The organism is Synechococcus sp. W60.3 (assembly GCF_047502615.1).
GTDB lineage: Bacteria > Cyanobacteriota > Cyanobacteriia > Thermostichales > Thermostichaceae > Thermostichus.
Genome location: NZ_JANSHJ010000023.1, coordinates 1 through 25,117 on the forward strand (window position 1 = coordinate 1; position 25,117 = coordinate 25,117).

A 25,117-nucleotide genomic window follows, 5' to 3' on the forward strand; every position below is an offset into this window, starting at 1 on the left:
AAAGCGCACCGGGATCAGCCCTGTGGCCTCTTGCAGCTTCAGCTCTGCCCCCAGTTGATAGCCGGAGGGGCCCAGTCCCACCAACTCCCCCTCCAGCTCCACCCATTGTCCGCGGCGGGGATCCGCGTCGGGATCCGCCAGCAAGCTGAGCACGTCCGTCGGCCTTGCCGGCAGGGATCCCCCGTACATCAACCCCGCTTTGGCCCACAAGCCCACCCCGTAGCCCACCACCGCTGCTGCCGCGATCACCTTGGGATCGAGGCGATCTTGCAGCAGCAGGTAGAGGATCAGCCCCACCAGCCAGCCAATGAGGATCCCGACCACTTCGGCAGCATAGATGGCCAGATCCAGCCAAAACCGGCTTTGCAGGCGGGCCACATCCAACTTGGATCCGGATCCCAGGCTCAGCTCCGGCAGGAGGCGCAGCCGCTCTCCATATCCCGCCAAGACCTTGAAGCGGTGCCCCGGCAGCGGATGGCTGGAATTGACCTGCATCCAGCGGGCCCAAGGGTTGATTTGATCCCAAAGAAAGACTTGGCCAGCTTGGGAGGGATCCTGGAGGCGGGCGGCAGCACTGGCAGCGGCGATGGTTTTGAAGTCCAAAAAGCTGAACAGGCGGGTGCAGTGCAACAGCGAGGAAGGTCGGCGGTCGTTTTTGTGGGCCTCCTGCAGGCCAGCAGCCGATTTGAGCAGAGCAGCAATCAGCCCGTTCGGGTTGCCGGTTGCCTCTACAGCAAAATGGTCGGCATGGTAGGTGCCCAGGCGGGAGAGGAAAAACAGCGGGTAGGAGAGCACCGTGTAGATGAGGTAGAGCAGCGGGGCCACATGCCCGATGAGATCCCGCCGTTTGCTTCCCAGTTGGCTCACCTGCTCTAGGGCCAGGTAAACCAGTTGAATCGGGGATCCCAGCAGGGTCATGACCAGGATATCTCCATTAACAATTCGCCCCAGGGCCTGGGCGTAGACGGCGGCAATCTCATCCTCAGAAAGCTCCTGCAACAGGGCTTGGGTGTCCACAATGCGGCAGCCATCAGAAAAAGTGCCGTAAACAAAGGCCAGCGGACCAACATCCGGGATCACCCCCAGTCGGGGCTGTTTTAGCTGGTTTTGGGCACAGATGCGCTGCAGCAGGCGCGCCGTTTCGGGGCTGTGGCGTTCGATTTCGCCAAGCCTGGCCCAACGCAACTTGTGCAGCCGTTGGTGGAGCTGATCCATCAGCCAGGGGCAAAAACAAAAGGCCGACGCCAAAGTTGACCGCCAGGCTGCCGGCTACCAACCAGCGCAGGCCATTGCGCAGCCAGGGCAGCAACCCCTGCAAAAACCAAAGCTGCCACGGAAAACTCAGCCGTCCGAAATCTAGGTGAGCGCCCACCAGCACAAAACTCAGCCACCAGAGGAACAGAATGCCCACCCCCAGGGATCCCCACTTGGCCCAGCGCAGAGGGCCGGCCCGCTCCGGCAGGGGGATCTTCAGGCCCAATTGACCGGCCCGTTGGCGGCTGGAGAGCGGCTGAGCCTCAGGAGCTGGCTCTGGGGAGGGTGGGGAAGCAGCGGGTTTTTCCACCGTTTGGGGCAGGCGGGGCAGGATTTTTTGGGCCCAGCCTCGCGCCTGCGGATCCGGGTGCTGCAGCAGTTCCAGACAAAGCGCCCGCGCCTTCTCCGTCTCGCCCAACTGATGGTAAGCCCGCACCAGGTTCATCTGGGCCTCCAGGGCTTGGCTGTCGGATGCGCCTGCTTCGCCCCGCTGGCGAGACTGCGCCAAGTAGGCCTCCAGCAGTTGGATGGCTTCTTGGAAACGGCCCTGCTGCAGCGCCTCCCTGCCGGCCTGAAGGGCATCGGGGGTCATCAGCCTGCTCCGAGATCTGCCTGCTCCCCCAGCTTACTCAAGGATTTGGCCTTGCTGAGGTGGATCCCCCCGAAAGGGGGTAGTGGAGCAAGCGCCGCCGCAGGCAATCCAGCGCCGTCTGGGCGCTCCACCAGCGCACCCCCTCTCGGCCCCGCAAGCTGCCGAAGCGGTACTCGTGGACTTCCACTTTCCCCTCCGGGTCGGCCAAGCCCAGATAGACCAGGCCAACCGGCTTGGTGGATGTTCCCCCCTCTGGGCCGGCAATGCCGGTAATGCTCAGGGCCCAGTCGGAGCCGAGGACTTGCTTGGCCCCCAGGGCCATCTGGGCCGCCACCGGCTCGCTCACGGCCCCGTGCTGCCGCAGCGTCTCTGGATCCACCCGCAAAAGCTGCTCCTTGATGCGGTTGTCGTAGGCAACAATCCCGCCGACAAAATAGCGGGAGCTGCCCGGGATCCCGGTCACCAATTGCCCCAGGAGCCCGCCGGTGCAGGATTCCGCCACCGCCAGCGTTTGCCCCCGCTGCAGCAGCAGCTCCCCCACCACGCTGGCCAAGGTGGCCTCGTCGCTGCCGAAGTAGTCTTCCCCAGAAACCTGTAAAATCTGCTCCACCACCGGGGCAATCAACGCTTCCGCCGCCTCGCGCGTGGGGGCGCGTCCGGTAACCCGCAGGCGCACCTCCCCCTGGCTGGCGTAGGGTGCCACGGTGGGATTTTCCCCCGCCAGCAGGGATCCCACCCGTTCGGCCAAGGTCGATTCGGGAATGCCCCAGTAGCGCAACACGCGGCTGTAGAACACCTCCTGGCCCCAGCCCAGGGAGCGCAAATAGGGCACAGCCGTCTCCTGCCACATCTGCTGCATCTCCCGCGGCACCCCGGGAAAGGTGAGGATGTGCAGGTCGGGCCGCGGCTGCCAGATGAGGCCACAGGCGCTGCCGACCGGGTTGGGCAGGACGGTTGCCCCCTGAGGCAAAAAGGCCTGCTTGCGGTTGCTGGGGGAGGGCTCCATACCTCGCTGGCCGTACTTCTGCCGGATCTCCTCCCAAACCTGCGGGTGCTCCACCATCTCCACCCCGAAGAAAGAGGCCAGCGCCGCGTGGGTCAGATCATCAGGGGTCGGCCCCAGGCCGCCGGTGATCAAAATCAAACGGGAGCGGTTGCAAGCCACCTCCAGGGCGTGGTGGATGCGGGCTTCGTTGTCCCCCACCACCGTTTGGTAATAATGGGGGATCCCCAGCTTGGCCAGCTCGGCTGCCAGATATTGGGCGTTGGTGTTGGTGATCTCTCCCAAGAGCAACTCTGTGCCAATGCAGAGGATCTCAGCCCCCTGGGGAATAGCGGTTTGCGGTGGGCTCATGCTTGGCCTTGAGCTCAGCTCAGCCGCAAGTATACAAGCATAGAGGTCTCGGCCCCCCTTCACGCCCTCAGATTTTTGGCTGGTCGTCGGCCATTCCGAATTGCGATCCCAGAAGACTTGCTCAAGCTCGCCAGGGATCCTCGGCCAGCCGAGCCAAAGCTTCCAAATCAGCACCCACCACGCGGTGCAGGATCCACTCAGGATGTGGCTTGGCGCCCAGGTGCCGGTAGAACTCCAATGCCGGCTGGTTCCAATCCAAAACCATCCACTCCAGCCGCCCGTATCCTTTGGCCACCGCCTCCTGAGCCACCCGCGCCAAGAGCGCCCTGCCGATGCCCCTGCCCCGGAACTCCGGCAACACGAACAGGTCTTCCAGGTAGATTCCCGGCCGGGTGAGGAAGGTGGAGAAATTGCGAAAGTAAAGAGCAAAGCCCACCGCCTGCCCTTCTACCTCCGCCAGCAACGCCGAAACGAAGGCCTCGGGGCCAAACAGATGCTGTCGCAGCAGCTCAGCGGATCCCGTTACCAAGTGGCTCAGCTTCTCGTACTCGGCCAAAGCACAAATGAGATCAAACAGAACGGGCGCATCCTCAGGGGTGGCAGGGCGGATTTCCATCAGAACCTCCGGGGTACTCCCGCCACAGCGCAGCTTGGCGGGATGGGGGATAGGCCGCGAGACGAAGGGGTTCAATGCCCCTGAGTCTCACAATCTGGGCGTTGCCTGCTGCTCGACATACTTCTTCAACTCCTCAACGGTGACCCCACCACAAGAGGCAACAAAATAGGCCCCTGTCCAAAATACAGGCTTGCTGTAGAACCGTGCCACCTCTGTGGCGAACTCTTTGCGAATCAACCGGCTGGAGACTGTTTTCAGGTTGTTCACCAGCTTCGAGACCTGAACATCCGGCGGAAAACTCACCAACAGATGCACATAATCCGCCTCACCGTTGAACTCCACCAAGGAACAGCGCCACTTTTGGCAGGTCGCTCGAAATATATCTTCCAGCCTCTGCAACATTGGAGCAGTTATCACCCGACGACGGTACTTTGTCACCAGCACCAAGTGGATTTGTAGGCTGTAAACAGAACGATGGCCTATGTTGTAGCTCATTGCGCTAAATGCTAGAACCGTCTCATGATTATCACCCACGAGTACCGGATCCTGCCCAGCGACGACCAAGCCGCTCTGATGACCGAGTGGCTGGAATTGTTGCGGCGGCAGTGGAACGACGCTCTGGGGCAGAGACTGGATTGGCTGACCGCAACCCGTTGTCCAATTGACCGCTGCAGTCTTGTCTCTTGTCCGTTGCCTGTGTCAGAAGCTCCGCTGGAGCCGAATTATTATCGGCAGGCGGGATCCCTCAAACAAATCAAGCAACTATTCCCGGCCTACCAGGGCGTTTACGCCGATGTGCTGCAGCAAAACTTGATGCGGCTGGACAAGGCGTGGAAAGCGTGGCAGGTGCCGGATAGCACAGGCAAGCGGCGGGGGCGGCCCCGCTTCAAAAAAGCGGGGGAGTTGAGATCCTTCACATTCCCCCGCATCAACGGCCCCGGCCCCCCGCCCCCCCTGCCCCCCGTATACGGGGGGTTGGGGGGCCAGCAGGGGGGCGGGAGCGCATCTGGAAGGGGAGACTCTGCGGCTGAGCAAGATTGGCTCGATGCCTGTGGTGCTGCACCGCCCCTTGCCGGAGGGGTTTGTGCCCAAAACCTGCACAGTGGTGCGCAAGGCCGATGGGTGGTATGTCTGCATCACTTTGGAGGACAAAAGCGTTCCTCTCCCAGAGCCTGTGCCGATCAAAAAGGCGGTGGGCATTGATGTGGGATTGGATAGGTTTCTCACCACCAGCGATGGGGAGGTGGTGCCTATCCCGCGGTACTACCGCCGAGCCCAAAAACACTTGGCTCGACAGCAGCGGCAACTGAGCCGCAAAGTGAAGGGATCCGCCAACTGGAAGAGACAAGCCACGAAAGTTGCTTGTTTGCAGTTGCACGTTGCCCGACAACGCAAAGCGTTCCACTACCAAGTGGCGCACTGGCTGGTGGGGCAATACGACCTGTTGGTGGTGGAGGATCTCAACGTCCGAGGGCTGGCACGAACTCGGTTGGCTAAATCGATTTTGGATGCGGCTTGGGGACGATTTCTTGACATTCTGACAGCAGTGGCGGTCAAACGCGGCAAACAGGTGTTGAGAGTGGATCCCCGTGGTACGTCCCAAAATTGTTGTGTTTGTGAGGAGCGTGCTCCCAAGACCTTGTCGGAACGGGTGCATAATTGCCTCCGTTGCGGGTCGTGGGACAGAGACTTGAACGCTGCTATCCAGATTTTGAAGCGAGGACTCAGGTCCCCCCGTATACGGGGGGATGTAGGGGGGCGGTGGGACTGCCGCTCTCTGGCTGTGGAGGATCCTGGTTTACCAGTCCGTTGAAGCAGCAACTCCGAGAAGTGATTCTCGGAAGCTCCCGTCTACAGCCCGTCAGGGCTTAGCGGGAGAGGATGTCACACTCTTGTCTAGATCCACACACGAATTCTGTAAGATACCCGCACGAGACCAGGGGGACTAACCTGTTGACCCCGCTCCTGGGTCGGTGGAGCTCTGGCAACGCGCGACGTAGTGGGGGCAGCGACAGGGGCCCAGGGGGTTCACAGCACAGGGCAGATAGGGCGAGCGAGAAAAGTAGCGGCAGGAGGGATCCCAACTCGAGGTGGGCTGCAGCTGGCGGGAGGGAGTGGGCTCATCCCAGCTTGAGGGGCGACGGGAGCCTCTCTTTTCCAGCAGAGGGAGCAACTGGGCCAAGAACGTCAGGCCCAACCACAAACCGACTCCCAGGATCAGCGCTGGCACCATTGCCCTCCTCCGTCGGCCAACAGCCTTGTCTTCCAACCAGAACCAGCCTAGGCCAGCCGGTTGGCAGAGGGCCAGCCTTGGCAGACAGTTTCGCAACTGTCCTGGTTAGCCAGCGAAGAGCCGGGAGAAAAAACGACTAGAGTGAGAAATGGAGCCGTTACCTCGTTTTTGAATGCCATGACCACCTCCACCCTCGATGCTGCCGCCATCCTTGAGGCGTTGCGCCCGGTTCAAGATCCGGAGCTGCGCCGCAGCCTGGTGGAACTGAACATGATCCGCGACATTCGCGTCGAGCCCAAGCGGGTGGCCTTTACCCTGGTGCTGACCACGCCGGCCTGCCCCTTGCGGGAATTCATTGTGGACGAGTGCAAAGCTGCCATCCGCCGCTTGGCCCCAGTTGAAGCCATTGATGTCACAGTAACGGCGGAAACCCCCCGCTCCCCTTCTCTGCCGGATCGCCAGTCTGTCCCCGGCGTGCGCAACATCATCGCCATCTCCAGCGGCAAGGGAGGCGTGGGCAAAACCTCCGTCTCGGTCAATGTGGCCGTGGCCCTGGCCCAGAGCGGAGCGCGGGTGGGGCTGCTGGATGCCGATATCTACGGCCCCAATGTGCCGCTGATGCTGGGCCTCCAGGATCGCTCTTTGTTGGTGCGCAAGCGGGAGGACGGCGGCGAAGACATCTTCCCCCTGGAAAATTACGGCGTCAAGATGGTGTCGATGGGCCTGCTGGTGGGGCGGGATCAGCCGGTGATCTGGCGGGGGCCAATGCTCAACGGCGTCATCCGGCAGTTTCTCTATCAGGTGCAGTGGGGGGAGCTGGACTATCTCATCGTGGATATGCCCCCCGGCACCGGCGACGCCCAACTGACCCTGGTGCAGGCGGTGCCCTTGGCCGGCGCCGTGATTGTCACCACACCGCAGTCGGTGGCCCTGCTGGATAGCCGCAAGGGCTTGAACATGTTTCGCCAGTTGGGGGTGCCCATCCTCGGCATTGTCGAGAACATGAGCTACTTCATTCCCCCCGACCTGCCGGATCGCCAGTACGACATCTTTGGCTCAGCAGGCGGAGAGACCACGGCCCGCGAGCTGGGTGTCCCACTGCTGGGGCGGATCCCGCTGGAAATTGCCCTGCGGCAGGGGGGAGATGCGGGCCAGCCCATCGTGGTCGGTCAGCCTGAGTCTGCTTCTGCCCAAGCTCTGCAGCAGATCGCCAAAACCTTGGCCGGCCGCGTCTCCATGCTGGCCTTGGGGGCCGGCTAGAAGCGCTCCGCTTCCACCAACGACACCCCGAAGCTGCGTCCTCCCAAGACAATGCCCTCTTGGGCCTTGCCGCGCACGGTTACGGTGCTGTTCATGGCCGGCAAGCCCTTGTCGGTGATGACCCAGAGGGAGCCGCTGCTGTCTTGGATCTCGTACACACCCTGGCCGAACACCCCTATCTGGTTGACCACGCGACCGCGGACGTACACATTGGTGTAGCGGGAAGGATTTTGTTCGATCTGGGCAATCGGGGTTGTGCCAATGCCTAAGCGCGCCAACGGCCCACATCCTGTCAGGGCTAGGCTGGCACAGAACAAGAGTACCAGGGATCCACGGCGGAACGATTGGCCGAGTTGCCGTTTCATGGGTTGCTTCCCTCACGAGCCCTTGCTCTCACCATAGCAAGCCGGCAGCAGATCCACCGCCAAGCTAGAACTTCTCGCCAATGCCAAAGTGCAGTTGAGGCCGGCCGGCCTCCCCTTGCCCGATGGCGTAGTCGATGCGCAGCGGCCCCAAGGGAGATTGGATGCGGATGCCGGCCCCCAGCCCCAAGCCGCTGCCCGGCTTGTTGCGCACCGCCGCCGGATTGCCGATGACCGCCGCGCCGCTGCCCAGATCGGTGCCGTAGTCGGCGAAGACCACCGCCCCCACCGGGTCGAACAGGGGGAAGCGCAACTCCGCCGTCGCCGTGGCAAAGCTGCGACCGGAGCCGACGCCGCCCTCAAAAAATCCCCGCACCGAGCTGCCCCCGCCGATGGGGAAAGCATCGTAGGGAGCCAAGTCGCCAATCGTGGTGCCCGCCCGCACGTCAAAAGCCAGCACCTGCGGTCGCTCGCTGCGCGTCTCGAACAGCTTGACGGGAATGAACTGGCTGTAGCTGGTCTCGAGGCGGTTGGCGTTGAGGCCGTTCTCCAACAGACGGACCGACTGTTCGGTGGAGAGGCGAAAGACGGATCCCTGGCTGGGGCTGTTGGGGTTGTCGCGGCTGTCGTGGACAAGGCCGAACCGCAGGGTGGTGTAGCTGTCTTGGCCGCTTGCGCTGAAGGTAATCGGGTTGCCCAGCACATCGAAGCGCTCCTGCTCGCCGTTGCTGTTGCGGACTTCCACAAATTGGACGCGGGTGCCCAGGCTGGCCCGCCAATTGCCCCCAATGGGACGGGAGAAGGTGACGCCGCCGCCCAGCCGGTTGATGCGCACGGGATCCCCGTTGGGCAGGGTCAATCCCTCGTTGAAGACAAAGCTGGAGCTCTGCTGGTTGGCGATGTTGACGTTGTAGGAGGTGGGGATCTCCAGCGTGGCAATGCGCGGGTCGGTGAAGTTCAAATCGAACAGAGTTTCGTTGGTGCCCACCTGCACGTTGAAGCTGGCGCTTTGGTTGTTGCCGCCCAAGTTTTCTTCCGAGACGTTGAGGCCGGCAAAGACCCCTGTGGCCGAGCTGACGCCGATGGTGCCGCTCAAGGTGCCGGTGCGGCGCTCTTCCACGTTCACCACCACCACCACCTTGTCGGGATCCTGGCCGGGGTTGAGCCCCACATTCACGTCCTGAAACAGGTTGAGATTAAAAACCGCCTGCAGGTCTTCCTGGATTTGGTTGCGGTTAAACACATCCCCTGGCTTGGTCTTGAGCTCGCGGGTGATGATGAAGTCGCGGGTTCTGGTGTTGCCTTGAACGCGAATGTCCTCGATCTCCCCTTCGGCAATTTCCAGAGTGAGGGTGCCATCTTCGGAGGAGCGCACGTCGGTCACCTTGGCCAGCACGTAGCCCTTGTCGGCGTACCACTGCTCGATCTCGGCCACTGCCGCTTGCAGCTCGCCAAAGTTGAGCACCCGCCCTTCTTGATCGGCAAAGGCCTTCTTGAGCACCTCCGGATCCAGAACTTTTGCCCCTTCTGTGCGCACGGCTTTGAGGATCGGATTGGGCTTGACCTCAAAGGTAACCCGCACCCCCAGGGGCGTATCGGAGGGCACCGCCCGCACATCGGCAAAAAACCCAGTGGCAAACACAGCATTGATGTCTTCCCGCAGTTGGGAGCGAGTGGAGACCTCGCCGGCCCGCGTGCGAATAGCCTTGTAAACCTGCTCGATCAACTCTGGGTCGTCGGTTCCTTCCACCACCACTTCCGCTACCAAAACTTCTGGCTCGCCAGCGGCTGGGGTAGGTGTAGGGGAGGGTTGGGCGGGGGTATCGCCATTGGTGCGCAGATCCAGGGTGCCGGGCGGGGGAGCTGATTGCGCCCAAGCCGCGGATCGCATCGACAGACCGTTCGCGAAAGCGGTGCGTAGCACTACCCCACAGGCGAACACTGAAGCAAGCCGGAGTCCGAGTTGCTGGGAACGGTTCATAGGGATCCCTCACACACCGCCAAAATCCAAAGAGCTAAGTTGCAGAACTTCTTATTGCCCGGCAGCGGACAATTGCCCTGAATTATATCAACCCCGACCCGGGCAGAGCTGAGCATTGCCGCGAGCCGGATTGCGGGCTTGGGCAGTGTAAACTACCCGACTCCAACCGCTAGGCGGCACGAAGCAGGCTTTCAGTAGCCCCCAAAAGCGCAATCCCCTTGGCACCATCTACATCCTTTCCCCAGCCACAGGCCGAGTTGACATAACGGAGCGGCCCCCAGTCCCCCTTCGCCCCCCGTACACGGGGGGTGTGGGGGGTGGGGAGTCCAGTGCGGGGCTCCTGCGGCTTCTAGCTGAAGTACAAGCAGCAGCCTCTTCTTTACGGCAGACGCAGGGATCCCTGGCAGCGCTGGCCACAGGCCTGGGGCTCGGCTGCCTCGGCGGACAGGTTGGCTTGGGAGTTGAGGATAAGAATTGTCATGGGGGCAGGGGGCGGTGAGGGGCTGCTGTGCCAACCCCACCTGCCGGCGAAGTGCCGCGTTGGGGCGCTGGGCACAACGAAGACGATGTTTTGTAGGACATTGCCTTGTAGAGGGGTGGCGCTGTTCTGTCTGCTGTCGAGGAGCACTGTTTGCTGCGGGAGGAGTGTCTGGGCCAGAGCAGCTGGAGCGGATCCCAAACTGAGCAGAGCTGCCAGACCAGAAAAGATGATCTTGCTCGGCAACATCAGCCTTCCTCTCCAAAATGCTGGGACGCCGGCACCTTAGCTAGTTCCATCCAAAAAGCTCTATCGACTTGCCGCAAAAAAAGCTACGCTCTAGAGCAAAATTTCTCCTGGGCACAGAGAGCTTGCAGAAACGCCCTCCTCCTCTCAGGAAGCTGCAAAAAGGTTGTGGGCAAAAATTCTGGACAGCCCAATCGGGGTTGAGGGCAAACAGGCCGACTGGGCTCGAGGGGTTATCCCGGGCAGACAGCCAGACGGGCAAAGCTGAGCAGAACCGCCCTGGGTGCTGCCCCTTTTCCCAGGAGTTCTGAGCCGCCAACCTGCCCTACAGTTAGCCGGCACCAAGGATGCTCCCCGCCATAGCCGCAGCCTCATTCGCATCTGACCTGATCCTGGCGGTCCTGTTCCCGCTCTTGGTTGAGGCGGGCCACCTGGGCTTCCAGCTCTTGAATGCGGTGCAACAACTGCTCGATCGCCCGTCCCACTGGGTCAGGCATGAGGTGGTGATCTAGGTCGATGCCATGGGCGGGGATGCGGCGTTGATGGGGTGGGATGACCGCTCGACCTGGGATCCCGACCACCGTCATGCCGGGGGCCACATCTTGAATCACCACTGCGTTGGCTCCGATGCGGGCTCTAGCACCGATGCGAACCGGCCCCAGGATCTTCGCCCCTGTGCCCACAATCACCCCATCTTCTAGGGTGGGATGCCGTTTACCTTTGGTCCAAGAGGTGCCCCCCAAGGTAACCCCGTGGTAGAGGGTGACGTCATCGCCAATTTCCGCCGTCTCCCCGATCACCACGCCACAACCATGGTCGATGAAAAAGCGCCGTCCAATCCGGGCTGCCGGGTGAATTTCGATCAACGTAAAGGAGCGAGAAATGAAACTGAGCAAGCGGGCCAGAAAAAAGCAGCGCCGTTTCCACAGCCAATGGGCGATGCGGTGCAGGAAGAGAGCATGTACCCCTGGGTAGGTGAGAAGCACCTCCCAGCGGTTGCGCGCCGCCGGATCCCGCTCGAAGACACAGTCGATGTCTTCCCAGAATTGCTGCCAGAACCCCAGTTTTGGCTCCGGCTTGGCAGAAGAGGGAGAATCACTCCCCCCTGTCTCGGGGCTTTCCACCGCCGACGGCAAGGACTTCGTCCCGCTAACACGAGAGGACTCTGTTAGCATGAATGGCCTCCGGTGAGAAACCTCCACTGCTTCCCCTTCTAGCACTTTTTGTTGTCAGCAGGGGGATCCCCCGCCAAGCTCCAGGATGCCTGTTGACGCTTTTCGTCAAAAGCAGATGAAAATGAGATCACGATAGGAGCCAAATTGGCCTGTCCCCTGTTGTCGCTAAACTGGCTGGCTACCATGCTGGATCCCCTTTTGGAAGAGAAAATCCGCAACCAGGTCCGCACGCACAAGGTGCTGATTTACATGAAGGGCACCCCAGAAATGCCCCTGTGTGGGTTTTCCTACGCCGCCGTTCGCATATTGGATAGCTTGGGCTTCCCCTACACGGCAATTAACGTGCTGGAGGATCCTGAGCTTCGCCAAGGGATCAAAGAGTTTTCCAACTGGCCGACCATTCCGCAGATCTATATTGACGGGGAGTTTGTGGGCGGCTGCGACATCCTCCAAGAGATGCACGCCCGCAACGAGTTGCGTCCCCTGGTCGAGGCGGCTTTTGCCAAGGCCGGCACTCAATCTTAAAGGATCCCATGCTCACCTCGAACCGCCTTCGGCAGCTCTTGGCTGAGAAGCTGCAAGCCCTCTACGTCCACGTGGAGGACGAATCACACCGCCATGCCGGCCATGGGGAACGGCAACAAGGATCCGGGGGGCACTACCGCGTGCAGGTGGTGTCGCCTCTGTTTGCCGGCAAAACTTCTCTGCAACGGCATCGCCTGGTGTACGCCGCCCTGGCCGAGGAGATGGGGCAGAGTATCCATGCTTTGGCGTTGCAAACTTACAGCCCGGAAGAGGTGCCGACAGCCGGGATCCCTCACAATTGGATAGCATAGAGGGCGAAATGGCTGCCCCAGCGGGGTAAGGGAGGAAGTATGGCAGCTCTTTTGGCCACCTGGCTGATGTCGGCCTTGAGCGTGATGATTTTGGCCTGGCTTTTGCCTGGGATCCACGTCTCCGGGTTTGGAGGCGCCTTGGTAGCGGCACTAGCCATTGGTTTGGTGAATAGCTTGGTGAAGCCACTCCTGCAGTTGATTACCCTACCGCTTACGATCTTCACTTTTGGTCTGTTTTCCCTAATTTTGAACGCCATTTGCTTGCTCATTGCCGACAAGCTTGCCGGTGACGCCTTCAAGGTTGACAACTTCGGCTGGGCACTGGTTGGGGCAATTGCCCTCTCCATCATTAGCAGCTTGGTTCGGAGCATTTTTGAACAAGCTGCTTAGTTTCCTTGCAGAACAAGCCGAGTTAGCCAGCAAGTTGCCCCTACCCCCACCGCTCAAGCCCGAGCTTTGGAGACAGCCTCCAGCAGGGTGGGATGGGATTGTTGCTTCTGGGGAGCAGCTTCAGCCTTCTTGGCCCGCTTGGCCGCCGCTGGTCGGCTGGCTTTTGCCTGGCCCTTGCCCTCTTTTTCCGCCAGCAGTTCCAGCGCCATCTCCAGGGTCACGGCTGCAGGGGAGAGATCTTTGGGCAGCGAGGCGTTGACTTTGCCGTGCTTGACGTAGAGCCCATAGGGGCCGTCGTGCAAGGTGACCGGCTCGCCATCCTCAGGATGGGATCCCAGCTCCCGCAAGGGCTTGGCAGAGCTGCGCCCACGGCCTTTCTTGGGCTGGGCCAACAACTCCAGCGCCCGCTCCAGGCTGATGGTCAGCACATCCTCATCGGCAGGCAGCGAGCGGAAATCCCCGTCGCAGACCACGTAGGGGCCGAAGCGGCCAATGCCGGCCTGCACCTTTTTCCCCGATTCCGGGTGCTCCCCCAACGTGCGGGGCAGGCTGAGCAGCCCCAGGGCAATCTCAGGGGTGACCTGCTCCGGCTTCAGCCCTTTGGGCAGGGAGGTGCGCTTGGGCTTTTTGTTCTCCTCCGACACCTCTCCCAACTGCACATAGGGGCCGTAGGGACCCTGGGGAATTACGTAGACCGGCTCTTGGGTTTCCGGGTGGAAGGCGATGGGCTTGGGACCTTCCTGCTTGCGCCGGATGAGCTCCTCGATGTGTTCGGCGCTGAGATCGGCGGGGGGAATATCCTCCGGCAGGTTGGCGCGCACCTCTCCTGATTCAGTCTCTACCGACACATAGGGGCCGTAGGGGCCGATGCCGATCTTGACGGGCAGGTTCTCCAGGTAAATGGAGCGGGCCAGGCCGGAGTCGATTTCCAACTCGCGCGCCTTCACCTGGCCTTCTAGGCCCTGCTCGCCCAGGAAGAAATGGCGCAAGTAGGGCAACCAGTCTGCCTGGCCAGAAGCGATGTCATCGAGGGTTTGCTCCATCTCGGCAGTGAAGCGGGTGTTCACCAGGTTGGGAAAGTATTTTTCCAGCAGCTCGGTCACCGCAAAGGCGGTGTAGGTGGGCACGAGGGCGTTCCCCATCGACCTGACGTAGCCGCGGCTCATGATGGTGTTCAGGATGGTGGCGTAGGTGCTGGGGCGGCCAATGCCCTCGCTTTCCAACACCTTGACCAAGGATGCTTCCGTATAGCGAGGCGGCGGCTGGGTTTCGTGGCCCACCGGCTCCAACTGCAGGCAGCTCAAGGGATCCCCCTGCCGCAACAGGGGCAGATGCACTTCCCGATCTTCCAAAGCCGCCTCTGGGTCGTCGGATCCCTCCACATAGGCGCGGAAGAAGCCGGGAAAGTCAATGCGCTTGCCGCTGGCCCGAAACACCGCATCGTCCACCGCGATGAGCACGATGGTGTGGGTCTGCCGCGCCTCGGCCATTTGGCTGGCGACAGTGCGCTTCCAGATCAGGTCGTAGAGGGCCAGCTCCTGCCCTGTGAGGGGGGTTTGGCTGGGCAGGCGAAACTCCGAGCCGGCGGGACGAATGGCCTCGTGGGCTTCTTGCGCCCCTTTGGTTTTGGTGGTGTACTGCCGAGGTTCGGGGCTGAGGTACTCCTTGCCGTACATCGACTCCACGCAGGCGCGGGCGGCGCGGATGGCCTGTTCCGACAGGTGTACCGAGTCGGTGCGCATGTAGGTGATGTAGCCCTCTTCGTAGAGCTTTTGGGCGATGCGCATCGTCTGCTGAGCCGACAGGCGCAGCTTGCGGTTGGCCTCCTGTTGCAGCGTGGAAGTGGTGAAGGGAGGGGCGGGCTTGCGGGTGGAGGGGCGTTCTTCGACCGAGCTGACGACCCAAGCTTTCCCCAGCAGGCGATCCCGTAGGGCCTCGGCCTGGGCTTGATCCAACAGCACCACATCCCGTCCGGCTATGAGCTGCCCGGTGCTGGGATCGAAGTCTTGCCCGCTGGCCAGACGTTTGCCGCCCAGGCTCACCAGCTCTGCCGGGAAAGAGGCCGCTTGGCTTGCTGTCCTCGGTTGCAAATCCGCTTTCAGATCCCAGTAGGTGGCTTTTTTAAAGGCGCGACGCTCCCGCTCCCGATCCACCAAGAGCTTCACCGCCACCGACTGCACCCGACCTGCCGAGAGTTTGGGGGCAATTTTTTTCCACAGCAGCGGCGACAGAGTGTAACCCACCAGGCGATCCAAGATGCGGCGCGTCTCTTGGGCCCGCACCAGTTGCTCGTCCACCTCACGGCAATTTTGCAGCGCCTCCTGAATGGCCTCGCGGGTGATCTCGTGGAACACCATGCGGCGGGTGGGCACCTTGGGCTGCAGCACCTGTTGCAGGTGCCAACTGATACTTTCCCCCTCCCGGTCTTCGTCAGTGGCCAGAATTAGCTCGTCGGCTTTCTTAAGCGCCTCCTTCAGCTGTTTGACTACCTTTCTTTTGTCCTTGGGGATCACGTAGAGAGGCTCGAAGTTGGCGTGGACATTGACCCCGAGACGGCTCCACTCTTCTCCCTTCACCTCTTCGGGAATGTCAGAGGCCGACTCCGGCAGATCGCGTACATGTCCCATCGAGGCTTGCACCTCATAGCCGGCGGGCAAGAAGCCGCGGATGGTACGGGCTTTGGTGGGAGATTCGACAATGACCAGCTTGGGCATGATGATGTTGACTAGAAGGAATCGACTGAAGGTGGTGAGCCTCCCGACCCAGGGGTGCGGCGGATCGGCGCCCACAATCGGGTCTACCTATGGATCTATCGCTACTTCTTCTGGAGCCTAGCAAGTCTGCTTGTGCTTGGCTAGCGATCCTGGGCGGTTGACCTGGGCAGTCTGCTCCTATTCGACCTCTTAGCACAACCATGAAGCTGCATCACTTTTCCATTCGCACCGCCGATATTTTTCGCTCCATCGCCTTTTACGAAGGTCTGGGCTTTGTGGTGGAAGAACGGTTTACCGCTGGGATCACCTTAGCCTGCTGGATGCTCAGCCCCTGGGGTCGCCTGGAGCTGATGCAGGTGCCGCAGCCCCATCCTGCGCCGGATCCTTTCGGGGATCCCCACTATGTGGGCTACTACCATCCCTCTTTGGAGATCGGCCCTGAATGGGGATCCCTGGCCGACTATCTACAGCATCTGGAGGCACAGGTGCCCCTTACCTTGCTGTTGCCGCCGCAGTGCCAGCAAATTGGCGGCCAAGTCTATGAGGTGGCGTTCATCGCCGATCCCGATGGCCTGCCGATCGAACTCATCCGCCCCCAGGGATGCCCAGGATCAGAATAAGGTTTGCCCCGACGCAGGGATCCAGGAGATATCTCCTCAATTGACGGAACGGGTGGAGGCGGTCGCTCTCTCTAGCTGGGCTGGCCCTTAAGGATCCCAGCGCTAGAGGCGTTCCTTGATGGGCCAGCCAAAGTGGCAGGGGCAGAACCAGCGCCCAGTCCGGCGCCTGCGCCGAGAAGCGGATCAGATCATGGGGCCCAAGGGTCAAGACAATCCCAAAGTAACGCCTAGAAAGGTAGCTCCTCCTCTGCGGGGGCTAGGGGGGACTGGGTTGCCGGCGGGCCGTAGGCTTCACCCAGATCCGGGGATCCCTCTGCTTCCAGGCTCTCGAGAGCGGACAGTTCTGCCGTCGCCTCCTCGGGCGAGGCCAGGATCCCTTGCAAATCTATCAGGCTGCCGTTGAAATGGTCGGCAAAGCGGCGGGCCACCTCCGCCAGCTCGTGGGCAAGGTGGTAGGAGGGAGGCTTTGCCGCTTGCGCTGGCGGGATGGAGTTCTCGCCAGGGGTCTCTGGCTCAGCAGGAGGAGGTTGCCCGACTCTACCGTAGCTTTGGGATCCCGCCTTGGGAGATGGCGATAAGTCTTTGGGGAGGTTGTCGCCCCTGGGGGTTCGGCTCTGCAACTTTGCAGGGGCGAGGGGTGGAGCCTTTTCGCGACCTGAGGTTTCGCCAGCACTCCCCTCACGATGGCGGGACGAAGGTCCCTGCTGCACCACCAAATTTAGCCGCACCGGGCGCTGCAGCAGGTTGTGGAGCGCAGAGCAGAGCTCGGCTTCTTTGCTGCGCACCTTGTCCACTAAGCCCTTATTGGGAAAAGCAAGGGTAATCTCTAAGGTCTCCGTCCCGTCAGAGCCAACGAGAGACTCCTGCTGCAAATAGCCGGATGCCAATAGGCCTCTGGTGATGGGGCGAAGGTTTTCAAGAAACTCCTCCCACCGGGGCCGCAGCAGCTTGAGGGGATGCGGATCTTTCGCTTTTTCCGGGCTGGCCGGCTTCTCCCGACTTGGCTTTGCCGTTTGCGACGGCGGGAGGGATCCCCCTGTTGCAGCAGGGGAAGGGGCTGGGGTCTCTGGAAGGGTTGTCGTAGGAGCTGTCAGCTCCTCGCTGGCTGGGACGGTGGGGCTAGGGGTCTTTCCGACCGTTGGCGGGCCGACGGCTGGGAGCGGCTCTCCGCCTTTGGCCTCTATTGACGGCAGCGGGACGGCACTCTGGCGAAGCTGGCCCAGCAGATCCAGCAGGGCGATCTCCAACCAAAGCTGGGGTTGCCCGCTCTGGCGAATTTGCGGCTCGCACTGGCGCAGGTGGCTCTGGGCCGCCAGCAGCATCTCCACCGAGTAGCGAGGAGCCCGCTGCTGCAGAGCTGCCCAGGTGGGATCCGTTACGGCCGCCAACTGCCGCTGTTGGGGGGCCGTCTTGGCCAGCAGCAGATCCCGGTAAAAAACCACCAGGCTCTGCAGCACCACCAGGGGCTCTCTGCCCCGCTCCAGCAATTGTCGCGTCTGGGCCAGCACCGCCTGCACATCCTGAGCCAGCAACGCATCGGTCAAATCCAAAAGCTGCCGCTCCGGGATCCCGCCCACCAAGTCCCATACGGCTTCTGGGGTGATGGATCCCTCCAGCAAGCTGAGCTGATCCAACAGGCGCTCGGCGTCCCGCAGCCCGCCCTGGGCCAGTTGGGCCACCAGGTGCAAGGCTTCTGGTGCAATGGGGATCCCTTCCTGGGCGGCGATCTGGCCCAGGTGGGCCACCATGTCGTCGAGGGGGATGCGGCGGAAGTCAAACCGCTGACAGCGGGAAACGATGGTGGGCAGAACCCGCTGTGGGTCGGTGGTGGCCAGCACAAACACCACGCGAGGAGGCGGCTCTTCCAGCGTCTTCAGCAACGCGTTGAAGGCGGCATTGCTGAGCATGTGGCACTCGTCGATGACATAGACCTTGTAGCGGCTATTTACCGGCGCAAATTGGGCCCGCTCGATCAGCTCGCGGATGTTGTCCACGCCGGTGTTGCTGGCCGCGTCGATCTCAATCACGTCCAAAGAAGAGCCGGCGGTGATGGCGCGGCACTGGCTGCATACCTGACAGGGATCCGGCGTTGGCCCCTGCTCGCAATTTAAAGACTTGGCCAAGATGCGGGCGCTGGAGGTTTTTCCGGTGCCCCGCGGCCCACAGAACAAGTAGGCCGGCGCCACCCGCCCCAGCCGGATGGCATTGGCCAAAGTCTGCACGACTGCCCCTTGGCCCACCACCTCGGCAAAGCGCTGCGGTCGGTATTTCAAATGAAGGGGTTCGTACTTGCCAGCAACGGCCATTTTTTCGAGCTCTCCAGTCGCCTTGCAAGCGCGCCCCCGCCGAAACCGCTCTTGCTGGGCAATGCTGAGGCATCCCAGGGGGGCTCCCCTATTCTGGCTTCTCCCTTTGTCCCTCAAGAGCGATACTGGGCCTGGGAGGAGATGTCGCTCCCTGGGCGGGCAGAGCTTTGGGATCCCGGCGGCGCAGCGGAGGGATCTGCGGCAATTGCACCTTCCAGCCGGGGGCATCCAGTTGATCCACGTGCTGCAGCCGGTAGCTGAGCTGGTACAGTTCCCTCTTGAGCCGGCGATTTTCTGCCTGCATGGCGGCGATGCGCTCGCGGATGGGCTGCAGGCGGGCCTGAAGTTTGCGCCGGTAGAGCTCCGGCAGCTCCTGGAGCATCTGCTCCAACACCTGCTTTTCTTGGTAGAGCTGCTCGATCTCGGCCTCGTAGCTGCGAATTTGCCGCTGTTGCTTTTCTTGGCGCAGCTCCAACAGGTCGATCTGGCTCTGCAGCAGGCGGTTGCGCTCCCGCAAAAGCTGGATCTCCCGCTCCCGCGCCGCCAGCGCTGAGGTCCACAAAGACTCTCTCCCGCTGCCACAAAGTGCTTCCTGCATCGCCTCTTTCTCGATCCATCCAGACATAGCTGCAAAGAAAGGGATCCCTCCCCCGTCACTCTATCCGGCTCGGCGGGGTGGGGCAAATGGCCCCTCCTTCTCTGGGGTGAGCCCCCAGGGCTTGCCTAACCTGGGCTTCCAGCTGCGCCAGGGATCCGGAATTGTCCAGCACTACATGGGCGCGACGGGCCTTTTCTTCTAGGGGCCACTGGCTGGCCAGGCGCGCCTCGATTTCTGCCGCCGTCAGCAGATCCCGCTGCGCCAGCCGCTGCCGCTGCTGCTCCGGGGTACAGGTCACCACCCAGATCTCGCTGGCCAAGTTTTCCATGTGGGCCTCAAACAGGAGCGGGATCATCAGGCAAACGGTGGGATGGCCTTCCCCGTGAGGACATTGGCAACTGGGTCGAGCCTCAGTCGCTTCCTCAGGCGGCGCAGATGCCCCGTGGGCCTCGAGAAACTCCCGCAGCCGCGCTTTGACAAAAGGATGGATCTGGGCTTCCAGCCAGGCCCGCTCGGCGGCATCGGCAAAGACAATCCGCCCCAACTGGCGGCGATCCAGCGCTCCAGAGGGATCCTGGATGGCCCGGCCGTAGCGCTGCAGCACCCGCTCGCGGATGGGGGATCCCACCGCTAGGGCTTGCCGCGCCATCTGATCTGCATCGGCCACCGGGATCCCGTGCCGTTCCAAGATGCGGGCCACCGTGGATTTGCCTGTGGCTATGCCGCCCGTCAGGCCGATGATTCTCATGGGAGCTGGGTGATTTCAAATGAGTTGGAGACAGGCCCAAGCGCTCTGCGCCGGCCCTCACCCCCAGCCCCTCTCCCAGAGGGAGAGGGGAGATCCCCTTCAAGGCGAGGCCCTTTGGGTAGAGGGTGGGGAAAGGCAAGGTTCTGTTAAGAGACTATACTCAAAGCCTTCCACCAAGGCCCGGCAGGAGGCTTCGATGATGTTGGTGGAAACTCCCACCGTGGTCCAACGGCGGTGGCCGTCGCTAAACTCCACCAGCACCCGCGTCTTGGCCGAGGTGCCGGCCCGCCCGTCCAAGATGCGCACCTTGTAGTCGGCCAGGTGAATGGCCTCCAGTTGCGGGTAAAACTCCAGCAAGGCTTTGCGCAGCGCCCCATCCAAAGCCGCCACCGGCCCATTGCCTTCCGCTGCCGTCACCCGCGTCTGCCCCCGCACCGCAATCTTCACCGCCGCCAAGGACTGCACCTCCGTTGCCTCGCCGCTGGGATCCCAGTCTTTGCTGCTCCAGTCGGAGCGGGTGGTGGCGCTGACATGGAAGCTGAGCACCTCAAACGGATGCGAGCGCTGCCCCAACAGCTCCCGCACCAAGAGCTCAAAGCTGGCCTCAGCGGCCTCAAACTGGTAGCCCTGCAGCTCCAAGGTCTTCAGCCGCTCTAGGATCAAGCGGGCCTGGGGATCCGACTTGTCCAGCCGGATCCCGAACTCGGCCACCTTGCTGAGGATATTGCTCAGCCCCGCCTGTTCCGAGACGACGATGCGCCGGCAGTTGCCCACCTGCTCCGGGGCGATGTGCTCGTAGGTGAGGGGGTTTTTTTGGACGGCGCTGACGTGGATCCCGCCCTTGTGGGCAAAGGCCGACCGGCCCACAAACGGCGCGTGGTCATCTGGGGCCAGGTTGACCACCTCGCTGATGGCGCGGGAGATCTCTGTCAGGTGTTGCAGCTTCCCCTCCGGCAGACAGCGGTAGCCCAGCTTCAGTTGCAAGTTGGGGATAACGCTGCACAGGTCGGCATTGCCACAGCGCTCCCCATAGCCGTTGATGGTGCCCTGCACCATGCGCGCCCCCGCCTGGACTGCCGCTAGAGCATTGGCCACGGCCGTGCCGGAGTCGTTGTGGGTGTGGATCCCCAAAGGCAAATGCCCCAGGTGATGGGATTCCGCCAAGACGGCTGCCGTGATGGCGGCGATCTCGTGGGGCAGGGATCCGCCGTTGGTATCGCAGAGAACCAGCCACTCCGCCCCTGCCTCGGCAGCCGCCACGAGGGTTTGCAGGGCGTAGTCGGGGTTGTGGCGGTAGGCGTCGAACCAGTGCTCGGCATCGTAGATCACCCGCCGCCCTTGGGAGCGCAAATAGGCGATGGTGTCGCGGATCATGGCCAGGTTTTCCTGCAGCGTGGTGCCCAGCCCCTCCGTAACATGCAGATCCCAAGACTTGCCAAAAACCGTCACGTAGCGGGTTCCCGCCGCCAAGATGGCCTGCAGCAGGGGGTCATCGGCTGCCCGCCGCCCCGGCTTGCGGGTGGAGCAAAAGGCCACCAGCTCCGCCTGCTCCAGCGGCTCTTCCCGCAGTTGCCAGAAAAATTGTCCATCTTTGGGATTGGCCCCCGGCCAGCCCCCCTCAATAAAGGGGATCCCCAGCCGATCCAGCAGCTTGGCAATCTGCACCTTATCTGGCACCGACAGCGACAGCCCCTCCCGCTGCGCCCCATCCCGCAGCGTGGTGTCGTAGAGGGTGATGGCGACCGGAGAATCTGCTTCAGTCTTCATACCGCATCAACTTTTTGTAAAAGGCGGTGGTGAAATCCGGCGGCTGCCCCCGCTGCACCAGCGCTACCACGTCGATGAGGTAGTCCACAAACTCGTAGTTGACGATGGAGAGCTGGTAAGTGAGCTCGGCATCCTGATCGAAGACCACCTGCACCACGGTCAGATCTGCGGGCAACAGCGACGTGTGCCAACTGGCCAGGAAACGCACGGGCTTGTCTCCCTCGATGGCCCTCTGTCCTTCCAGGCTGCCTTTTTTGTAAAGGCCCACGGCCAGGGGCAGGTACTGCCGGCGGGCAACCGCGTAATAGGGCTGATAGACGGACACTTCCGACGGGCCGGCGGGTTCGAGCTGCAGAGCCATGGCGTGTCAAGGGAAGAAAACGGTTAAGGACGGCAACAACCCCAACTGCAATCCAGCCTACCGCCTCGACGACTTGCTGGTCTAAGGGTTAGGGGCTCTAGGAGGGATCCGGCACCTTCTTTGGGAGAAAAGCGTTGGAAAGTCGAGAAGCTCTGCGGAAGAATAGGAGAAGTAAAGAGGGGATCCCCCCAAGCGACTCCCTCTTCGGCATGTCCTGGACCCATGGACACCAACCAAGACAGGAACATCCCTTCCCCCGCCCCAGCTCTGGCGACGGAGTGGGATCCCGTGCTGCAGCAAAAGTTTGAGCAGCTTGCCCAGATCTTGGCCAAGATGGGGCGGGTCTTGGTGGCCTACTCAGGCGGGGTGGATAGCAGCCTGGTGGCCAAGCTGGCCTGGGATCAGTTGGGGGAGGGGGCCCTGGCCGTCACTGCCGCCTCCCCTGCCCTTTTGCCCGAAGATCTGGAGGAGGCCATCTGGCAAGCCCAATCCATCGGCATCCGCCACCAGATCGTCGAGACCCAGGAGCTGCAGGATCCCCGCTACGCCGCCAACCCCGCTAACCGCTGCTACTTCTGCAAAAGCCACTTGCATGACCTGCTGTGCCGGCTGGCGCAAGCCCAAGGATACGACTACGTGGTGGATGGCCTCAACGCCGACGATCTGGCCGACTACCGGCCGGGAGTGCAGGCAGCTCGAGAGCGGGGCGTGCGTTCCCCCCTGGCGGAGGTGGGGATGAGCAAGCTGGAGGTGCGGCAACTGTCTCGCCATCTGGGCCTGCCCTGGTGGGATAAGCCGGCTCAGCCCTGCCTCAGCTCCCGCTTTCCCTATGGCGAGGCCATCACTGCCGAGAAGCTGCGCCGAGTGGGGGCGGCAGAGCGCTATTTGCGCAGCTTGGGCTGGCACCAGGTGCGGGTGCGCTCCGAGAAAGATACTGCTCGCATCGAACTGCCCCCTCACCAGATCCGAGAGTTTGTGCAAAAAACCGATCTGGAAGCGCTGGTCAGGGCTCTGCAATCCTTCGGCTACCTCTACGTCAGTCTCGATTTGGAGGGCTACCGCAGCGGCAAGCTCAACCGCGCCCTCAACCCGCCCCCGCCGACAACGGGCTGAGCCAGCCCGGGGGCTTGGGCTGAAGTTTTGCGCAGGTTTGGGGGAGTATGAAAGGGTTTTGGTGGCTCTGGCTTTGCTTGGGGGTGTTTGGCCTGGCAACGGCTGCTCCTGCCTCAGCCCAGAAAGACCAGGTGGCAGCCGCTCAGCCTGGGGATACGAGTGCCCCCGATACCCTTGCGGATCGCACGTTACGGCTGCGCTCCGACCGCCAAACCTTCGACCAACGGGCGCAGGTTTTCCAGGCGGAAGGAAATGTGGAGATGCGGCTGGGCCGCTCTGTGCTGCGGGCAGACCGCCTGCGCATCGAGCTGCAACAGCGGCGAGCCGTGGCCGAGGGCAATGTCTCGGTGGAGCTGCATCGGCAGCGCATCCAGGGATCCCGCCTGGAATACGACTTTGAGCGGGAGCAGGGAGTTTTGGAAGAGGCCTTCGGGCAGGTGGATATCGGCCAGTTGCAGGCCGCCGGATCCCCGGCAGCGGCCCTCTCGCCGCAGCGGCTGGTGCGCTTTCGCGCCGTTCGCATCCGCTTCGCTGCCAACAACTGGGAAGGAGAGCAAGTGCAGTTGACCAACGACCCGCTAGATCCGCCAGAGCTGGAGATCCGCAGCCCGCGAGTGACCTCCGCCCTGCAGCCGGATGGTTCCAGCCTGCTGATGGCCGAGGCGGGGCAACTGGTTTTCGACCAGGTCTTTTTTTTGCCCCTGCCCATTCGGCTGCGTCTTGACTCCTTCAACCGTCAGCCTCCGGTCAGCCTTTTTTACGATGACTTCGACCGGGAAGAACTGCGGCGCGGCCTGATCCTGCAAGCCAACATCGAGCTGCTGCAGGATCCCAACCTCAGCTTGGTGCTCTCCCCCCAACTGTATCCGCAGCGCCTCTGGGGGAGCCTCCAAGGGATCCGCGATGGGGTTGGGCTGCGGACGGATTTTCGTTGGCGGCAACCGGAAGCCAATGCCCAAACCTCGCTGTTTGCCGAGCTGCGCGGGATCGTCTTCGAGGAATTTGCTCGGCGCTTGCGGGCGCAGGTCGAACACCGCGTTACCACCGGCGACGGCGGCCAAGTCACCTACACCTATGCTTATCGGGAGCGTTTTTTCAGCGGGCGGCTGGGGTTTCAGATCGTGGAAAATCGCTTCGGTGTCAGCTACAACTCGCCCACCCTCCTTCTCGGCGACACCGGCTTGAATTTCAGCTACCGCATAGCCGCCGACTCCATCGACGCCCTAGGACAACTCGGCGACATCGACACCGATCCCGATCTAGCCCTGGCCAAGACCACCGACCGCATCCAGCTCACCCGACTGCAACTGGGGGCAACCGTGAGCCGCTCCTTTCCCATTTGGCGGCCCCCCAAGACGGCAGCAGATCCCCCACCCCGCTTTTCCGCTTTGCCCATCGAACAGGGAATCTGGCTCAACACCGGCCTCAGCAGCAGCCAGTCGTTCTACTCCAATGGCCGTGCCCAAAGCTATACTGCCGGCAGCATTGGCCTCGACGCGGTAATCGGGGCTTTCGTGGCCGATACCTTCGACTACACCAACCTGAGGGTGACCTACTCCAATGGCTTTTTGGCGGGGGCCTCGCCGTTTTTGTTCGACCGCATCACCACGCGGGAGCAGCTTGTTCTGGGCTTTTTACAGCAACTGTACGGCCCGCTGCGGGTGGGGGCCGAAACCACACTGGATCTCCAATCCGGCCAGCAGGTGGATACCACCTATCGCCTGGGTTACGACCGCCGCACCTATGGATTTAGCTTGCAATACAATCCGGTGCGTCAGTCGGGGGCGCTGGAGCTGCGGGTGGAGGGCCTGAACTGGGATCCCCGCCAGTCCTCGCCGAAGCCGACGACCGGAGCGAGCCTCCACGAGCCGTGATCCCCAAACTCCCAAGGGGACTCAAAATGTAATCTTAACTACTGCTCTGCGGAGATTCTCTGTGAGAAATTGCCTCGCCGCAGGGAGAAATTTCAATCCAAATCCCTCCTGATTTGAAGGGCCATTCTGAAAAATCAAAACGGTAAGATAAAATACAGAAATTACTTTTCCAGGATTCATTTTTGCTGGTTGGGATCGCCGTATCAAAGGCTACTGCAGCGATCCCCAGGCGGTGTTAG

General features: G+C 62.0%; 24 protein-coding genes. 8 read left to right on the top strand and 16 right to left on the bottom strand.

Annotation, left to right across the window (positions count from 1 at the left end; all coding sequences use genetic code 11):
• The 5 genes from NW846_RS08950 to tnpA form a co-directional block, all read right to left on the bottom strand.
• Positions 1 to 1,080: M48 family metallopeptidase (locus tag NW846_RS08950; protein ID WP_414515802.1), on the bottom strand; the 1,080-nt coding region annotated here is incomplete at its 3' end.
• Entirely contained in the window at positions 1,031 to 1,846 is an 816-nt protein-coding gene (locus NW846_RS08955) for a tetratricopeptide repeat protein (protein WP_414515788.1), read from the bottom strand. The genes NW846_RS08950 and NW846_RS08955, both read right to left, overlap by 50 nt.
• A 37-nt stretch (positions 1,847 to 1,883) precedes the next feature.
• Complete coding sequence (locus NW846_RS08960; RefSeq protein ID WP_011429451.1) at positions 1,884 to 3,200, bottom strand: competence/damage-inducible protein A; 1,317 nt, start codon at positions 3,198 to 3,200, stop codon at positions 1,884 to 1,886.
• 121 nt (positions 3,201 to 3,321) lie between these two features.
• Positions 3,322 to 3,816, bottom strand: a complete 495-nt coding sequence (locus tag NW846_RS08965) for an N-acetyltransferase family protein (RefSeq protein ID WP_414346930.1) — start codon at positions 3,814 to 3,816, stop codon at positions 3,322 to 3,324.
• A gap of 87 nt (positions 3,817 to 3,903) precedes the next feature.
• The gene (tnpA, locus tag NW846_RS08970; protein WP_011431378.1) at positions 3,904 to 4,380 is read right to left on the bottom strand and encodes an IS200/IS605-like element ISSoc3 family transposase; all 477 of its coding nucleotides are present in this window, start codon (positions 4,378 to 4,380) and stop codon (positions 3,904 to 3,906) included.
• Positions 4,381 to 4,861: 481 nt separating this feature from the next.
• On the opposite strand from tnpA, the gene NW846_RS08975 reads away from it, so the two are divergent.
• Positions 4,862 to 5,629 (top strand): RNA-guided endonuclease InsQ/TnpB family protein, encoded by a 768-nt coding sequence (locus NW846_RS08975; RefSeq protein ID WP_414515790.1) that lies wholly within the window; start codon positions 4,862 to 4,864, stop codon positions 5,627 to 5,629.
• A gap of 132 nt (positions 5,630 to 5,761) precedes the next feature.
• Here NW846_RS08975 and NW846_RS08980 read toward each other — a convergent pair whose 3' ends face one another.
• Positions 5,762 to 6,049, bottom strand: coding sequence for a DUF6464 family protein (locus tag NW846_RS08980; protein WP_228375415.1), 288 nt, complete (start codon positions 6,047 to 6,049; stop codon positions 5,762 to 5,764).
• 177 nt (positions 6,050 to 6,226) lie between these two features.
• Between NW846_RS08980 and NW846_RS08985 the strand changes: the two genes are divergently transcribed.
• Complete coding sequence (locus NW846_RS08985) at positions 6,227 to 7,309, top strand: Mrp/NBP35 family ATP-binding protein (RefSeq protein WP_011429455.1); 1,083 nt, start codon at positions 6,227 to 6,229, stop codon at positions 7,307 to 7,309.
• On the opposite strand, the gene NW846_RS08990 is transcribed toward NW846_RS08985, so the two are convergent.
• The 4 genes from NW846_RS08990 to cysE all read right to left on the bottom strand — a co-directional run bounded on the left by NW846_RS08990 (position 7,306) and on the right by cysE (position 11,551).
• The gene (locus NW846_RS08990; protein ID WP_414346503.1) at positions 7,306 to 7,674 is read right to left on the bottom strand and encodes a hypothetical protein; all 369 of its coding nucleotides are present in this window, start codon (positions 7,672 to 7,674) and stop codon (positions 7,306 to 7,308) included. The two genes, NW846_RS08985 and NW846_RS08990, sit on opposite strands and share 4 nt — an antisense overlap.
• 64 nt (positions 7,675 to 7,738) lie before the next feature.
• Positions 7,739 to 9,562: a BamA/TamA family outer membrane protein gene (locus NW846_RS08995; protein WP_414515793.1), complete on the bottom strand. Its 1,824-nt coding sequence runs from the start codon at positions 9,560 to 9,562 to the stop codon at positions 7,739 to 7,741.
• Positions 9,563 to 10,031: 469 nt separating this feature from the next.
• On the bottom strand, positions 10,032 to 10,379 hold the full coding sequence (locus tag NW846_RS09000) for a hypothetical protein (RefSeq protein ID WP_414346499.1): 348 nt from the start codon (positions 10,377 to 10,379) through the stop codon (positions 10,032 to 10,034).
• 368 nt (positions 10,380 to 10,747) lie between these two features.
• Positions 10,748 to 11,551 (bottom strand): serine O-acetyltransferase, encoded by an 804-nt coding sequence (gene cysE, locus NW846_RS09005; RefSeq protein ID WP_011429460.1) that lies wholly within the window; start codon positions 11,549 to 11,551, stop codon positions 10,748 to 10,750.
• 186 nt (positions 11,552 to 11,737) lie between these two features.
• On the opposite strand from cysE, the gene grxD reads away from it, so the two are divergent.
• From grxD to NW846_RS09020, 3 genes are read left to right on the top strand one after another with little or no spacing between them, the layout of a single operon-like run.
• Positions 11,738 to 12,076 carry a Grx4 family monothiol glutaredoxin gene (gene grxD / locus NW846_RS09010; RefSeq protein WP_168173360.1) on the top strand — a complete coding sequence of 113 codons (339 nt, stop codon included), beginning with the start codon at positions 11,738 to 11,740 and terminating at the stop codon, positions 12,074 to 12,076.
• Positions 12,077 to 12,084: 8 nt separating this feature from the next.
• Positions 12,085 to 12,387 carry a BolA family protein gene (locus NW846_RS09015; protein ID WP_099812425.1) on the top strand — a complete coding sequence of 101 codons (303 nt, stop codon included), beginning with the start codon at positions 12,085 to 12,087 and terminating at the stop codon, positions 12,385 to 12,387.
• Positions 12,388 to 12,426: 39 nt separating this feature from the next.
• Positions 12,427 to 12,777, top strand: coding sequence for a phage holin family protein (locus NW846_RS09020; RefSeq protein ID WP_011429463.1), 351 nt, complete (start codon positions 12,427 to 12,429; stop codon positions 12,775 to 12,777).
• Positions 12,778 to 12,830: 53 nt separating this feature from the next.
• On the opposite strand, the gene topA is transcribed toward NW846_RS09020, so the two are convergent.
• Complete coding sequence (gene topA / locus NW846_RS09025) at positions 12,831 to 15,491, bottom strand: type I DNA topoisomerase (protein WP_414346495.1); 2,661 nt, start codon at positions 15,489 to 15,491, stop codon at positions 12,831 to 12,833.
• Between the two features lie 200 nt (positions 15,492 to 15,691).
• On the opposite strand from topA, the gene NW846_RS09030 reads away from it, so the two are divergent.
• Entirely contained in the window at positions 15,692 to 16,111 is a 420-nt protein-coding gene (locus NW846_RS09030; protein WP_011429465.1) for a VOC family protein, read from the top strand.
• 227 nt (positions 16,112 to 16,338) lie between these two features.
• Here the strand turns inward: NW846_RS09030 and NW846_RS09035 are convergent, their stop codons facing one another.
• From NW846_RS09035 to ebsA, 5 genes are all read right to left on the bottom strand, one after another.
• Entirely contained in the window at positions 16,339 to 18,417 is a 2,079-nt protein-coding gene (locus NW846_RS09035; RefSeq protein ID WP_011429466.1) for a DNA polymerase III subunit gamma/tau, read from the bottom strand.
• Positions 18,418 to 18,505: 88 nt separating this feature from the next.
• Positions 18,506 to 18,979: a hypothetical protein gene (locus NW846_RS09040; protein ID WP_187147164.1), complete on the bottom strand. Its 474-nt coding sequence runs from the start codon at positions 18,977 to 18,979 to the stop codon at positions 18,506 to 18,508.
• A gap of 91 nt (positions 18,980 to 19,070) precedes the next feature.
• The gene (coaE, locus tag NW846_RS09045; protein WP_414346492.1) at positions 19,071 to 19,763 is read right to left on the bottom strand and encodes a dephospho-CoA kinase; all 693 of its coding nucleotides are present in this window, start codon (positions 19,761 to 19,763) and stop codon (positions 19,071 to 19,073) included.
• Positions 19,764 to 19,862: 99 nt separating this feature from the next.
• Positions 19,863 to 21,530, bottom strand: coding sequence for a citramalate synthase (gene cimA / locus NW846_RS09050; RefSeq protein WP_414346490.1), 1,668 nt, complete (start codon positions 21,528 to 21,530; stop codon positions 19,863 to 19,865).
• Entirely contained in the window at positions 21,520 to 21,891 is a 372-nt protein-coding gene (gene ebsA, locus NW846_RS09055; RefSeq protein ID WP_099834657.1) for a type IV pilus biogenesis protein EbsA, read from the bottom strand. Before ebsA ends, cimA begins: the two co-directional genes overlap by 11 nt.
• Before the next feature lie 288 nt (positions 21,892 to 22,179).
• Here ebsA and larE point away from each other — a divergent pair, with 288 nt between their 5' ends.
• Entirely contained in the window at positions 22,180 to 23,004 is an 825-nt protein-coding gene (gene larE / locus NW846_RS09060; RefSeq protein ID WP_011429471.1) for an ATP-dependent sacrificial sulfur transferase LarE, read from the top strand.
• 47 nt (positions 23,005 to 23,051) lie between these two features.
• Complete coding sequence (locus NW846_RS09065) at positions 23,052 to 24,878, top strand: DUF3769 domain-containing protein (protein WP_011429472.1); 1,827 nt, start codon at positions 23,052 to 23,054, stop codon at positions 24,876 to 24,878.
• Positions 24,879 to 25,117: the final 239 nt, after the last annotated feature.